Here is a 13,676-nt window from a genome sequence, read left to right as displayed (position 1 = left end):
GAAGAAAAACGGACTGATTATATACGTAGAGTGTAGAAAATTCCTTTGACGGCATGGCAAAGACACTTACTAAAAGCGGGAAATGATGGTAGATAAAGACTTACTATTGTAGATGTTTTCCTATCTACAACAATAGGATAAATATTTTAAAATCAAATAATTATAAGGATAGTTGTAGATATTGTACATAATTTTGATTATTTACATATAATAGACCGGGCTTAGCTTTTATATCACTCAAGTCCGGCCTATCGGTTGAGACCTATCCCGTATTTGTTTGGATCAGAGTCCCAGCTTCTCAGAGATCTCCAACATCTTCTTGATCGGTTTGATGGCCTTCTTCTGTACCTCCTCGTCCACGAATATCTCCGGCATCTCGAACTTCAAGCAATTATATAGCTTCTCCATCGTGTTCAAGCGCATGAAATTACATTCGTTGCAAGCGCAAGTACTGTCGTTCGGAGGAGCCGGGATGAATTCCTTATCCGGACTCTGCTTGCGCATCTCGTGAATAACGCCACTTTCCGTCGCTACAATGAATTGTTTCGCGTCGGACTTAATGGTATGCTTCAGCAAAGCCGCGGTCGATCCTACGAAGTCTGAGACCTGTATAACCGGCTGCTTGCATTCCGGATGGGTGATTACTTCCGCATTCGGGTACTGTTTCTTCAAAGATAAGATCTTCTCCAATGAGAATTGCTCATGCACGTGGCAAGCGCCATCCCAAAGCAACATATTACGTCCCGTGATGCTATTGATATAATTACCTAAGTTACGATCCGGGCCGAAAATCATCGGTGTACCTTCCGGGAAGCTCTCCACGATCTGGCGGGCGTTCGTGGAAGTAACCACCACATCCGTGACCGCTTTCACGGCGGCGGTCGTATTCACGTAAGAGATTACCGTATGACCGGGATGTTGCTTGACGAACTCGGCGAACTCCGTAGCCGGACAACTATCCGCCAAGGAGCAACCGGCATTCAAGTCCGGTACCAGCACTTTCTTATCCGGACAGAGGATCTTCGCCGTCTCTCCCATAAAGTGAACCCCACAAAGCACGATGATATCCGCCTTCGTCTTAGCCGCCCATTGTGCCAAGGCCAGACTGTCTCCCACATAGTCCGCTATATCTTGTATATCGCCTGTTTGATAGTAATGCGCCAAAATAATCGCATTCTTCTCTTTACGTAACTTGTCGATCGCTTCCTTAAGGTCTAAATCCTTAGGAACGGGCGCATCCATGTACCCGATTGATTGGTTTGTCAACATAGCCTTATATATTAATGATTCCTGTTTCTACTGCTCCCAATAGGCTTTTCACTATATATAAACAATATTATCCACAGAAAGTATTACTGATAATCTTCATCTTATCTAGTTTATCAACCTATTGTTCACAAAGCACAAAGGTATAAACTTTCTTCATTTATAGAAATAACAAGAAAGATTCTTATCTTTGCCACCGATGGATGAGTTGCCCTCACCCCTCAAGAGTTATCCACAATCATTATATTATATTCTTATTAATCTTTAATTTTAAAAATAAATATGATGAATATAATAGGCTGTTGAAATGGTTAATACATTTTTGTTACAATCTTTGGTTATTGACTTATTAAAGTCTGTGAACGGTTTATCAAAAGGATACCAACAGCATGGATGTCTATCTATAGATTGTAATTCTTATAGTTATAGACTTTATGAATATTTAGCTGTTTATTGTTGATAACCTTGATTGTGAAAAAATAGATCCTCCAGCAAGGCTGTCAATAGGTGTATAAGGGCTGTTGATAGTGCGTAGTAAATAAGTGGCTTATTCATTTGCTAATTTGAGAAAGGGGGGTGTATGGACAAGTATTTGAATAAAGCAAGAAATATTTTTCATTTTATGTCCACTACTTATTAATAGCTTTTCAACGGCATATCCACGGATATTCGCTACTTTCGCGGTCAAAGATATTTGTTATGCGAAAATTAAAAGTAACCGAATTGAACCGCCTGACTCCCGAGGCTTTTAAGGAAAGTAAGAAGATACCTTTAATCGTTGTTTTAGACCATGTTAGAAGTCTAAACAACGTGGGTTCCGTGTTTCGTACCTCCGATGCTTTCCGGGTAGAGGCTATTTATCTTTGTGGTATTACGGCTTGCCCTCCGAACGCGGAGATCCATAAGACCGCTTTAGGAGCGGAAGAAACCGTAGATTGGGAATATTTCAAGGATACCCCGGAGGCTGTTGATAAACTGCGCCAAGAGGGGTATACGGTATGTGCCGTAGAGCAAGCGGAAGGTAGTGTCATGTTAGATAACTTGCAGTTAGACAAGACAAAGAAATACGCTATCGTCATGGGTAACGAGGTAAAAGGCGTTCAACAAAATGTGGTTGATAACTGTGATATATGTATTGAAATACCTCAATACGGTACAAAGCATTCCTTGAACGTATCGGTTACTACCGGTATCGTGATCTGGGATTTCTTCAAGCAACTATCAGATTAAACCATTCTCAACCAATACGACGACCCGTTCGGTCATGGCATCTTTACCTTTCGGGTCGTATTCCGATTTCAGACTGGCTCCAAACATTCCGGCGAAGAAATTCCAAAAGCCCGCACGGAAACTTCCTAGATAGGCTTTCAATAAATTGTAACTGGATTGATTACATTCCCTATCGATCAGTTTGATAAGTAGCTTACCTTGCGAGAAGGATAATTTTTTTAGTTCCGGTTTATATTGGGCGAACAACTCTTTCTCCATCCGTTTCAAGTGGGCTTGGCGGGCCTTGTCATTCGGTAAGGTTTCCATGTATTCGTAGGTCTCTATCAACGTATCATACACCATCTTGGCATAGGGCAAAGTACGCTTTACGTCTCGTACCAACTTATTGTACTTCGCTTGTTCACGCTTATTCTTAAACTTAACTTGAGGATATATGAAAACTTCCCGAAGGTTGACGACAGCCATTGTATCACCTTCATACAGTTGAGCTTTCTGATAACCTTCCGGAACAATATTTGTCTTTACCGCCTGCGCCATCCCTTTAAAGCTACAGAGAGCGAGTAGAGCCAAAATACAATATATCCCTTTTCGTATCATATACCGCGAAAATATAAATACTGCGTGACTCTCAGCATCATTTATCTGTTAATAACTTGCTAAATGAATATAAAACATTACATTTGCGCAATTGACAACAACTTAAGAATATATTAACTATGAAGAAAGAAGAAATTACCGCCCTATTCGGAAAATTCGAATCCATTTCATGTGAGGTAGAAGGCATAGAATGCTGGAGTGCCAGAGAGTTGCAACCCCTATTAGGATATGCCAAATGGGATAACTTTATCAATAATGTAGTGGTGAAAGCCAAAGAAGCGTGCCGGAATGCGGGAGAAAATATAGAGGATCACTTTCCCGACGTCGGGAAAGTGATTATTGTGGGGCATGGTGCTGAGCAACAAATAAATGACATCTTATTAACACGCTACGCATGCTACTTAATCGCACAAAATGGTGATAGTCGTAAACCGCAAGTAGCTTTTGCACAGACTTATTTTGCGGTACAAACCCGTAAGGCCGAGGTGATTGAACAACGCCTATTGGATTGTGAACGCTTAAAGGCTAGAGAAAAATTAAGTCAGACTGAAAAGCAACTATCTGGTATTTTATACGAAAGAGGCATTGATAATAAAGGATTCGCTATTATCCGTTCTAAGGGAGATCAAGCCTTATTCAATTTAAGTACACAGATGTTGAAAAAGAGAATGAACGTCCCCACGAATAGACCTATCGCTGATTTTTTACCGACTATAAGTATAAAAGCTAAAGACCTAGCGGCGGAAATGACAAACGTAAATGTGCAAACGAAGGATCTATATGGACAATCTCCTATTGAGAAAGAACATATTGATAACAACACCGCTGTTCGTGATATGCTATTGCAAAGGGGAATTAAGCCTGAACAACTTTCCCCGGATGAGGATATTAAAAAGGTACAGCGTAGAGTAAATAAGGATAATGAGAAAACCTTGAAGAATAAATAGAAACCATACAAAATCTTAACTATGAAATATCTATTGCTATCCCTGTTTGCGGGGGTATTTTCATTGTATGTACATGGTGTTGATAACTTACGCTTACCGGATGTCCGTAGCGTGGGAATGGGAGGGAATGTGGCGACGCAATCTATTTTATTCAATTCGGCCCTTATTGTCGATAAAGAGAAAAAGTCCATTCATTTAGAATACTTTAATCGGTACATGTTGAAAGAACTGGGTACGATGTCCGGTAGTTTTTATTATCCGAATCAACTATTATCCGTAGGTGTTGATATCTCTGTTTTCGGGTTTGATAAATACAGGGAGATGATGGTTCGTGTGCTGGGAGGAAAACGCTTGGGGGATCAATGGGCGTTAGGGCTTGGAGTTCACTATAGTTTCTTGCAAACTGATCTATTGGAAAATACAAGATCCAGACTGTCAACAGATTTTGGAATCACTTTCTCTCCTATTGATAAGTTGTTAATAGGAATGTTAATAATGAATTTACCATCTGTTTCTATAGGAGATAAAGATATTGAAATAGAAGATTTTAATTATTACTTAATTCAAATAAGTTTTCAATGGGAGATTATAAACAGTCTGTTAATTACAGGAAGTGCAGGAACGGAAAATGAAAACCTAGTTGTTGGAAACTTAGGTCTTGAATACACCGCTTTCGATTCTTTTTTTATTCGTGCCGGAATACAGACCGCTCCTCTCCTGCCCTCTTTAGGAATTGGTTATAACTTTTCTTGCTTTACGATAGATGTAGCCTCTATTTACCATCCGATTTTAGGGATGAGTACTGGTCTTGGTTTATCATTCTCTTTTTAAATGATACTTAGCTATGAAACGATTGTTTATAATCTTGTCGATAATTCTGTTGATAAATAGTTATTACGCTAATTCTCAAATAGAATATTCTGTTGATAAGTGGATGGAGTATGTAGAGGAACTAGCCTTGGAAACCGAGGATACGGAGCGTATCGAAAGTTTGTATGCCGATTTATCTTATTTAATTGAGCATCCTTTTGATTTGAATGCCGTGACGGAAGAACAACTGAAGCGATTACCTTTTCTATCCGATCGCCAAATTGAGCAGCTCCTCTCCTATCGGAAACGATACGGAAATATGGTTAGCATCTATGAGTTGAAGAATATAGAGGATATCGATTTTCAGACGATATCTCTTCTCCTTCCATTTGTTTATATAGGTGATAATCTTGTTGAAAAACGGTTGCTTACGGTTAAGAACCTGTTGAAATATGGTCGTAATGAATTACAAATCAGGTATGATCAATGTTTTCAACAGAAAAAGGGATATGGTGAACAAACGGACAGCATACTTTTGTTATATCCGAATCGTAAATATAGAGGAGAACCCTTCTATCACTCCTTACGTTATTCCTATACTTTCGAGGATCGTTTACAAGCAGGCTTCGTAGCCGAGAAAGATGCGGGCGAACCTTTTTGGAACGCATATCATAAAGGATATGACTTTTATTCCGCACATCTATTCCTAAAAGATATCAACTGGTTAAAAAGCTTGGCTATAGGGGATTACAAGATGTCTTTCGGACAAGGTCTGGTGATTAGCAATGACTTTTCTCCTAGTCGTACGGCAGTAGTCGCTCAAGCGGAGCGAAGGACAAATGGCTTCCGTAGGCACTTCTCAACCAATGAACAGGATTTCTTCCGAGGGGTGGCTAGTACGATCACGATTAAAAATTTGGATATAAGTGTTTTCTATTCGTACCGAAAAATGGATGCGGCCGTAGATAGCTTGACATTCACCTCATTAAAAACGGATGGACTTCATCGTTTACAACGGGATTGGGAAAAGAGGAAAATGATAACGATGCAGGTATATGGAGGAAATATCCGCTATGCTACATCTCATTTTCATGTAGGTTTAACGGCTCTCTCCTATTCATTCGGTAAGTTTAAGATGGACCCCGATCCAAAACCTTATAATTTGTTCTATTTCAGAGGTTCCAACAATTTCAACATCGGTGTTGACTATATGTTGAAAAGTAACCGTATTAAGTTTTATGGCGAGACCGCTCTTTCGAAAAACGGAGCTATTTCTACCTTGAATGCCTTGCAGTTAACACCCGCTTCTTATATATCTTTCTTGGTATTATACCGCTATTACGATCGCCGTTATCAAGCTTTGTTTGGGAACGCTTTCTCGCAAGGCTCTACGGTTCAGAATGAGCAAGGGGTTTATATGGGATTGCAATTAACCCCGATCGCCCGCTGGAAATTATCCATTTATGCGGACTTATTCCGTTTTCCTTGGTTGAAATACGGGATAGACGCTCCTTCCGGAGGACAGGAATATATGGCTCAGATAGATTATACCCCTAGTAGAAACTATTCAGCTTATCTTCGTTATAAATACCGGCAAAAAGAAAAGAATAGAACTTTTGAAAATGATAATTTATTGAGAATCAATTCTTATAAACAACATCGTATTCGTTTTCAACAGGTTTATAACTTTTCTTCTCCTTTTATTTTTAAGACTTCCTTAGATGGTATTCTATTCGATGATCCTATAAAGAAACTTAATAAAGGAATTATGATCTCCCAAAGTATAGGCTGGAAGCCCACTACCCTACCTCTTCAAATGGATGGTTATCTAGCGTGGTTTCATACGGATGATTACAATAGCCGGGTCAGTTCGTATGAGAAGAATATATTGTATGCCTTTAATATGCCCTCTTTTTATGGGGATGGGATGCGGTTTGCCCTTACCTTTCGTCTGGATATTTGGAAACGTTTATCCTTATCTGCGAAACTGGCTTACACCCATTATTGGGACAGGGATTTGATAGGTACTGATACGGAGGAGATAAGCGGTTCTGATAAAACAGATCTTTATGCTTTGCTTCGCTGGAAATTTTAGAGTAGATTTGCGTGGGTAAAAACAAACAGCGCTATGTCTACAATTCTTTTTGATAAAATAGTATTTGGCCCGATACATAGTCGGCGTCTAGGTGTCTCTTTAGGGATGAATTTACTTCCTACAGACGGGAAATTATGCTCTTTTAATTGCATTTATTGCGAATGTGGATTGAATGAGAATCATAGGACCCATAGTAAACTGCCTACTCGTACGGAAGTGAGGGAAGCCTTAGAGCAAAAACTAAGTTCCATGAAAGCGGAAGGGATCGCTCCGGATGTAATTACATTCGCCGGAAACGGAGAGCCTACGATACACCCGGAATTCGGTGGAATCATTGATGATACGATCGCTACCCGGGATCGATTTTTCCCTGATGCTAAAATCGCCGTGCTTTCTAATTCTACGATGCTCCAGAAAGAGGAGGTCTTTCAAGCCTTGAATAAAATAGAGGATAACATATTGAAACTGGATTCTGTATTAGACAGTCGGATTCGGCAGATAGACGTACCTAATTCTCCGGCGTTTAATTTCGAGTCTTTATTAAAGCAATTATGTCGTTTTAACGGAAACTTGATTATACAGACCATGTTCTTGAAGGGGGAAGTGAATGGGAAATCGGTTAATAATATGACAGAAGAGGAGATAGCGGGCTGGATCTCCGCCTTAAAACAAATCCGTCCGAAACAAGTCATGATTTATACGATAGATAGGGAGACCCCGGTTAAAGCTTTGAAAAAAGCTACTAAAGAAGAATTAGATGCGATTGCAGAACGGGCCCGGAAGGAGGGTTTTGACGTGACGGTATCTTATTAAACTAACTAATTTAGAGAAACACAATAAGTAGTATGAGAACATTCAGTAAAAAGAAAAAATTGCCTCGACTCTTGACGCTTTGTGGAGCGGTAGCGGTCTCAGCATTGCTAGGAGGATGTGGGCAGAGCGGTGTTCCGGCGGAATCTTTCGATCGGTCGGATTATTATACCAGAGGTATCGGTTCGTATCCGGGAGATCCGGGGGAGGATTTTTCTCCTTCATTACGTCCGGATTATTCCACGTATCGTAACATAGCTCTTTTGCGTAGCGCTTACAACTCCTCCAGTTATGATTACAATCTAACGGCTCAACTGGTGACGGATGGTGTTATTAGCGATAAACAACCTCAGTATCTCGATCTCTCCACGCAAAATGGGGATATAGCTCGTCGTGAGCGTGAGTGGATGATCGATCAAGGTCCTTATTCTCGTAATGCGGTTACAGGCGAGGATGCCTATTTCCTGTTCACGCTGAATAACTGGAAAGAGAAAGCCGACAAGGTACAATTCCGCGGCAGCGTGGCTTATGATGAGAATAATATTAAGGATGGATATGAGATTGTTTGCGAGGGATCGAATGATGGAAATACTTGGACGGAATTGGCTGCCTTAAAGGGTAAAGGTATGCCGGGTAAGGCCAGCAAGTATAAGGCCCATTCAGACCCGAACAAGAATAGCTGGGATCCGGGTACGTTGCCCACCCGTATGTTGAATGAGACTTTGACATTCGATCAACCGGGTGAATATGCTTATTATCGGATGCGATTGAAAATGGAAGGTGCCGCTTATTGGGCATTCTTCGAGATGAATTTCTATAACCAAGATAAGTTGATAGATTTGCTTCCTTCCAAATTCTTTAATAGCGCTTGGATGAGTGCCACGACAGGAGAGGAGTGGGTCTATGTGGACTTGGGTAGCCAATCCGAATTCGACAAAGTAAAATTACATTGGATCAATAAAGCGATCAAGGGTAAGATTCAAGTTTCCGACGACGCTAAACAATGGGTTGACATAGCGAATCTTCCGGGTGGAGATGCTAATCTGGATGAGATCAAGCTAAAAGGAAAAGGCCGCTACGTACGGGTATGGATGGAGCAACCGGCTAATGACGGACGCTATATCTTAAGCGAGATAGAGGTGATGGGTAAAGGTGGCTTGCTTGCCCAACCGGCTGCTGCTCCGGCTGCTACAAAAGACGAGATCCGTTTATCGGGCGGAAACTGGAAAGTACAACGAGCTTCCGAGGTAACCGCTTCCGGCGAGGAAATATCGAAACCTTCTTTCTCTCCGGAAAATTGGATCGTGGCGACTGTGCCGGGAACGGTATTGAGTAGTTATAAGAATATCGGAGCTATCCCGAATCCGAATTACGCGGATAACCTGATGCAGATATCCGAGTCATTCTTCAACTCTAATTTCTGGTATAGGGATGAGTTTGAGGTACCCGAAGGATTCAAGCAAGATCGTTTGTTCTTGAATTTCGATGGTATCAACTGGAAAGCGAATGTATATTTAAACGGTAACAAGATCGGCCGTATCGAGGGAGCGTTTATCCGAGGTGTATTTGACGTTACAGACAGGGTCGTACCGGGTAAGAACGTTGTCGCAGTGGAGATCATCAAGAATGAGCATATCGGTGCTATCAAGGAGAAATGTGAGAAGAATACGGATTTCAACGGTGGTATCTTAGGCGCTGATAACCCAACCTTCCACGCTTCGATCGGTTGGGATTGGATCTCGACGATCCGTGGTCGTAATATAGGTATTTGGGATGATGTGTACTTGACTTCTACAGGCAAGGTAACGATTCAAGACCCGTTCGTACAGGTTGTATTACCGTTGCCGGATACGACTTCCGCTACCTTGACTCCGGAAGTGATCGTGAAGAACCATGATGCTGCTCCTGTAAAGGGTGTATTGACAGGGAAGATCGGCGATATCACTTTCGAGCAACCGGTAGAATTGGCCGCAAACGAGGAGAAGACGGTTACTTTCGATCCAAATAGCTTCAGCCAATTGAAGGTTCAGAACCCACGTCTGTGGTGGCCTAAAGGGTACGGATCTCCTTATTTATACGACGCTAATTTCACCTTTAAGGTAGGCGATAAGGTATCCGACTCTGAGGATTTCAAGGTAGGTATCCGACAAATGACCTTCAACGAGAATAATAGCATCTTGAGTCTCTTTATCAACGGGCGTCGTTTTATCGGCCGTGGCGGTAACTGGGGATTCGGTGAGTCTAACCTGAATTACCGGGGTCGTGAGTACGACATCGCCGTGGCTTACCATGCTGATATGAACTTTACGATGATGCGTAACTGGGTAGGACAAATCGGCGACAAGGAATTGTATGAGGCTTGCGACCGTCATGGTATCATGATCTGGCAAGATTTCTGGTTGGCGAATCCTTCCGACGGACCCGATCCTTATGATCCGGAGATGTTTATCGCCAATGCTGAGGATTATGTGAAACGTTTCCGTAACCATGCCTCTATCGGTATTTATTGCGGGCGCAACGAGGGCTTCCCGCCGGAGCAGATCGACAAGGCTTTACGCCGTATCGTGAAAGAGGATCATCCGGGCTTACATTATATCTCCAGCTCGGCGGATGAGGTGGTAAGTGGCCATGGCCCGTACCGTGCGCTTCCTGTTAAAGAATACTTTAGCTTGAAGAATGGTAGTGATAAGTTCCATAGTGAGCGGGGTATGCCCAACGTGATGAATTACGAGAGCTTGGTTCGTACTTTCTCTCCGGAAGCGCTTTGGCCGCAAAACGCTCAATGGGGACAACACGATTATACGATGGAAGGCGCCCAGTCTTGCGCTTCTTTCAACGCTATCATCGAAAAGGGCTTCGGTAAGCCGAACAACGCCAAGGAATTCGCCGATCTGGCTCAGTGGGTAAACTATGATGGTTACCGGGGTATGTTCGAATCAAGAAGCTTGAACCGTAAGGGATTATTGCTGTGGATGACGCATCCGGCATGGCCTTCTATGGTATGGCAGACTTACGATTATTATTTCGAGCCTACCGCCGCTTACTTTGGTTGCAAGAAGGCCTCCGAGCCTCTGCACATTCAATGGAATCCGGTTACGGACGAGATCGAGGTAGTGAACTATAGCGCCGGCGTACGTAATGGTTTGACGGCAAAGGCTCAAATCATCAATATGGACGGTTCTATTTCATGGGAAAACGAGGTTTCCGTGGATAGTAAAGAAGATACTACCAACAAATGTATGAAACTGGATTTCCCAGCTAGCGTATCCAGCGCTCATTTCGTCAAGTTGACGTTGACAGAGAATGGCAAGATCGTATCGGATAACTTCTATCTGCGTGGCGTAGAGGAAGGCAACTACCAAGCTTTGCGTGAGATGCCAAAGGTTACTTTACGATCCAACGTGGCAACCAATAAGGGTAATGACGGTACTTGGACCGCTACCGCTACCTTAGAGAATACTTCATCCACCCCGGCTCTGATGATCCGTGTGAATGTAGTGGGCGAGAAGGATGGCGAGCAATTCCTCCCGATGTTCTATAGCGACAACTATTTCTCCTTGCTTCCGGGCGAGAAGAAAGAGATCAACATCCATTGGAAAGATGTAGATACGAGAGGCGAGACCCCGAAGGTGGTTATCTCCGGTTATAACGTGAACTAGTCAGCTAGGCTGATACCTATAAAAAATCCAACCATTCTCCGATATGAATAGGAGAGTGGTTGGATTTTTTTTGCAATTCTAAATTTCAGATTTATCTTCGGTTTTATTGTTATTTTTAATACGTTTTACTGTATGTTTAAGTTTTACGGCCATAAGATTCAACTCTATGGTAGATTCCATTTCAGTTGTATCAGCATCATCTATCAACAGATCAGATAAGAGTTGGCCAGTTCGTTTCACAATACCTTTTTGTTTTATTAGGTCAGGTTCATTTTGAATCGCATCTACATTTCGGATAAGCTCACGTAGTTTTACGAAAGAATCTATTATAGCGATAGTTGTTTGTGTGGCTCTTGGACTTTTTAATATAGTAGCCAGCATATAAAGTCCTTTTTCAGTGAAAGCTTTAGGTTCTACTGTTGATTTTTTTAAGTTTTCCATCCGGTGGAAATTTTCCACCACATACTGTTTCTCAGAGGGTTTCAATGTGAAAAAATAACCACTGGGGAACTTTTCAGGATTATTTCTCACGGCTTTGTTTATATCCCTTGTTTCTGTTTTATATAATTCTGCTACATCTCTATCTAGTAGTATTTTTTGTCCTCTTAACTCAATAATACGTTCCTCTACTTCTTTCGTTCCAATAACTTGAAGTTCATTTTCCATAGTTAAATTATTAATTTGATTTTTGTATTTATGCTTTGTATATAGAGCAAATATAGTGATTTTTTGTTCTATATACAGAGCATAGATCATTTCTTTTTACAACTTGATATAAATCTTCTTCTTATACAAGAAATACCCCGGTATCCAGTTTAGTACCACGAAGAAGATAGCCCATGCTAATGAGCCTCCGAAATCGCCGAATATCGGCCTGAACAGATCCATATACATAAAGGCGGAGATACCGCTCATTCCCAGCAATACGGCGAATATATCCCCTTGTACATACAGATATAAGGGGTTGATACCGAACGACTCAAAGAATAACGTCCATTTCTTCTTCCCGTTTATGTCGATGATCCAGATTAATAAGGCGAGGAATAACGAGGCGAATCCGCAAGTTACCAATACGAACGTACTACTCCATATTTTCTTATTGATCGGGCAGCCGTAACTCAATAAGAAACCGGCAAAAAGAATAATCGTACCGAAAATGAAGATATTACGGATAATCAACTCATTGTTCTTTTTACAATCCTGTATTACCTTTCCTACGTAGAAACCAAGTAATACATGCGCTATGCTACCAATGCAGCTCAAGAGCCCTTCCGGATCAAAGGCGATCCGTGTACCATCTGCCATATCATCGTGATACATATGCGATGTACCGAATAAAGTTCTGTCCACGATCGCTATAATGCTATCCTCCGACATTTCCATACTATGCGTGAAACCTAGTAATGCCCAGTAAAATATCAATATACCAGCGGCTACCTGCAAAATATACTTATGATTAATCGCTAATCCTATCAACGAGCCGAAGCCATATGCCAGCGCCAACCTTTGCATCACCCCAAGGATACGTAAATTCTGGAAATCGGTAAATCCATTGTAGCAAACATGCCCGAACAGATTCAGCCCTAATCCCACGAGGAATATCAATACCGTGCGTCTCAATACTTTCGTCACGCTCTCTTTGGACAGCTTGAAGTTATATTTCCGAAGTGAGAAAAACATGGAGACCCCCATGATGAACATAAAGAACGGAAATACCAAATCGGTGGGAGTGAGGCCGTTCCAACGTGCATGCTCTAAAGGCGTATATACATACTTCCATGACCCGGGGTTGTTTACCAAAATCATCCCTGCGATCGTAATTCCCCTCATCACGTCGAGGGATAGCAATCTTCCGGATTGTTGTGCCATATTGATAGTAGATTAAAAAGTTACCAATGAAAGTCCAAAGATAATGGAATTTCCTACAATATCCCTGCCTTTGGGAATACTGTTTTTAGTATATTGAAAATCAGATGTATAAAAAGATGTACATGTTTTAGGAAAAACACGTACATCTTTTTTCGGAAACACGTACGAGAATTTATGAAAACACGTACGTGTTTTTCCAAAAGATGATGGAGATATCCAAGCGATAATAATTTTATACAATAAGCCTAATAATCAATTATTCTTTAAGGTTTGATAAAAAATATGCCTATCTTGCGCATAGAATCTAAAGATAGGAACCGATGAGGCATTTGCTTATTCTGATATTACTATTATCCACGCTCTCTTTTATAGGTTGTAAAGATGAGAGCGAGG

The 13,676-nt window shown here is 41.4% G+C and carries 10 protein-coding genes; 6 read left to right on the top strand and 4 right to left on the bottom strand.

From position 1 onward, the window contains the following. Nucleotides 1–282: 282 nt before the first annotated feature. Entirely contained in the window at nt 283–1,269 is a 987-nt protein-coding gene (gene nadA / locus HMPREF0999_RS06220; RefSeq protein ID WP_005863738.1) for a quinolinate synthase NadA, read from the bottom strand. 696 nt (nt 1,270–1,965) lie between these two features. Here nadA and HMPREF0999_RS06215 point away from each other — a divergent pair. Next, nucleotides 1,966–2,496, top strand: coding sequence for an RNA methyltransferase (locus HMPREF0999_RS06215; protein WP_005863736.1), 531 nt, complete (start codon nt 1,966–1,968; stop codon nt 2,494–2,496). Here the strand turns inward: HMPREF0999_RS06215 and HMPREF0999_RS06210 are convergent. Then, nucleotides 2,488–3,093: a DUF4294 domain-containing protein gene (locus HMPREF0999_RS06210; RefSeq protein ID WP_008778681.1), complete on the bottom strand. Its 606-nt coding sequence runs from the start codon at nt 3,091–3,093 to the stop codon at nt 2,488–2,490. The genes HMPREF0999_RS06215 and HMPREF0999_RS06210 overlap by 9 nt on opposite strands. Before the next feature lie 119 nt (nt 3,094–3,212). Between HMPREF0999_RS06210 and dinD the strand changes: the two genes are divergently transcribed. Genes dinD through HMPREF0999_RS06185 form a run of 5 tightly spaced genes read left to right on the top strand, consistent with a single transcriptional unit; the run spans nt 3,213 to nt 11,414 of the window. Further along, the gene (gene dinD, locus HMPREF0999_RS06205) at nt 3,213–4,040 is read left to right on the top strand and encodes a DNA damage-inducible protein D (RefSeq protein WP_009275470.1); all 828 of its coding nucleotides are present in this window, start codon (nt 3,213–3,215) and stop codon (nt 4,038–4,040) included. A 21-nt stretch (nt 4,041–4,061) separates the two neighbouring features. After that, entirely contained in the window at nt 4,062–4,871 is an 810-nt protein-coding gene (locus HMPREF0999_RS06200) for a hypothetical protein (protein ID WP_009275469.1), read from the top strand. Nucleotides 4,872–4,884: 13 nt separating this feature from the next. Next, nucleotides 4,885–6,945, top strand: a complete 2,061-nt coding sequence (locus HMPREF0999_RS06195; protein WP_009275468.1) for a ComEA family DNA-binding protein — start codon at nt 4,885–4,887, stop codon at nt 6,943–6,945. A 33-nt stretch (nt 6,946–6,978) separates the two neighbouring features. Beyond that, on the top strand, nt 6,979–7,758 hold the full coding sequence (locus tag HMPREF0999_RS06190) for a radical SAM protein (protein ID WP_008778938.1): 780 nt from the start codon (nt 6,979–6,981) through the stop codon (nt 7,756–7,758). Between the two features lie 32 nt (nt 7,759–7,790). Further along, a complete protein-coding gene (locus HMPREF0999_RS06185; protein ID WP_009275467.1) occupies nt 7,791–11,414 on the top strand; it encodes a glycosyl hydrolase 2 galactose-binding domain-containing protein in 3,624 nt (1,207 codons plus the stop codon). 78 nt (nt 11,415–11,492) lie between these two features. Here HMPREF0999_RS06185 and HMPREF0999_RS06180 read toward each other — a convergent pair whose 3' ends face one another. Both HMPREF0999_RS06180 and HMPREF0999_RS06175 read right to left on the bottom strand, forming a co-directional pair. Beyond that, nucleotides 11,493–12,170: an ORF6N domain-containing protein gene (locus tag HMPREF0999_RS06180; RefSeq protein ID WP_005860350.1), complete on the bottom strand. Its 678-nt coding sequence runs from the start codon at nt 12,168–12,170 to the stop codon at nt 11,493–11,495. A 6-nt stretch (nt 12,171–12,176) separates the two neighbouring features. Beyond that, nucleotides 12,177–13,283: an acyltransferase family protein gene (locus HMPREF0999_RS06175; RefSeq protein ID WP_005860348.1), complete on the bottom strand. Its 1,107-nt coding sequence runs from the start codon at nt 13,281–13,283 to the stop codon at nt 12,177–12,179. Nucleotides 13,284–13,676 lie beyond the last annotated feature (393 nt).

It is taken from the genome of Parabacteroides sp. D25 (genome assembly GCF_000307475.1).
Taxonomy (GTDB): domain Bacteria; phylum Bacteroidota; class Bacteroidia; order Bacteroidales; family Tannerellaceae; genus Parabacteroides; species Parabacteroides distasonis.
Note: the sequence above shows the minus strand (reverse complement) of the source record. Positions and strands in the feature narration are given on the sequence as shown.

Bases quoted from the DNA above. Each gene is read 5' to 3' on its own strand.
- HMPREF0999_RS06185 (WP_009275467.1), top strand. From the start codon at position 7,791: ATGAGAACATTCAGTAAAAAGAAAAAATTGCCTCGACTCTTGACGCTT.
- HMPREF0999_RS06200 (WP_009275469.1), top strand. From the start codon at position 4,062: ATGAAATATCTATTGCTATCCCTGTTTGCGGGGGTATTTTCATTGTAT.
- dinD (WP_009275470.1), top strand. From the start codon at position 3,213: ATGAAGAAAGAAGAAATTACCGCCCTATTCGGAAAATTCGAATCCATT.
- HMPREF0999_RS06190 (WP_008778938.1), top strand. From the start codon at position 6,979: ATGTCTACAATTCTTTTTGATAAAATAGTATTTGGCCCGATACATAGT.
- HMPREF0999_RS06210 (WP_008778681.1), bottom strand. From the start codon at position 3,093: ATGATACGAAAAGGGATATATTGTATTTTGGCTCTACTCGCTCTCTGT.
- nadA (WP_005863738.1), bottom strand. From the start codon at position 1,269: ATGTTGACAAACCAATCAATCGGGTACATGGATGCGCCCGTTCCTAAG.
- HMPREF0999_RS06175 (WP_005860348.1), bottom strand. From the start codon at position 13,283: ATGGCACAACAATCCGGAAGATTGCTATCCCTCGACGTGATGAGGGGA.
- HMPREF0999_RS06215 (WP_005863736.1), top strand. From the start codon at position 1,966: ATGCGAAAATTAAAAGTAACCGAATTGAACCGCCTGACTCCCGAGGCT.
- HMPREF0999_RS06180 (WP_005860350.1), bottom strand. From the start codon at position 12,170: ATGATCTATGCTCTGTATATAGAACAAAAAATCACTATATTTGCTCTA.
- HMPREF0999_RS06195 (WP_009275468.1), top strand. From the start codon at position 4,885: ATGAAACGATTGTTTATAATCTTGTCGATAATTCTGTTGATAAATAGT.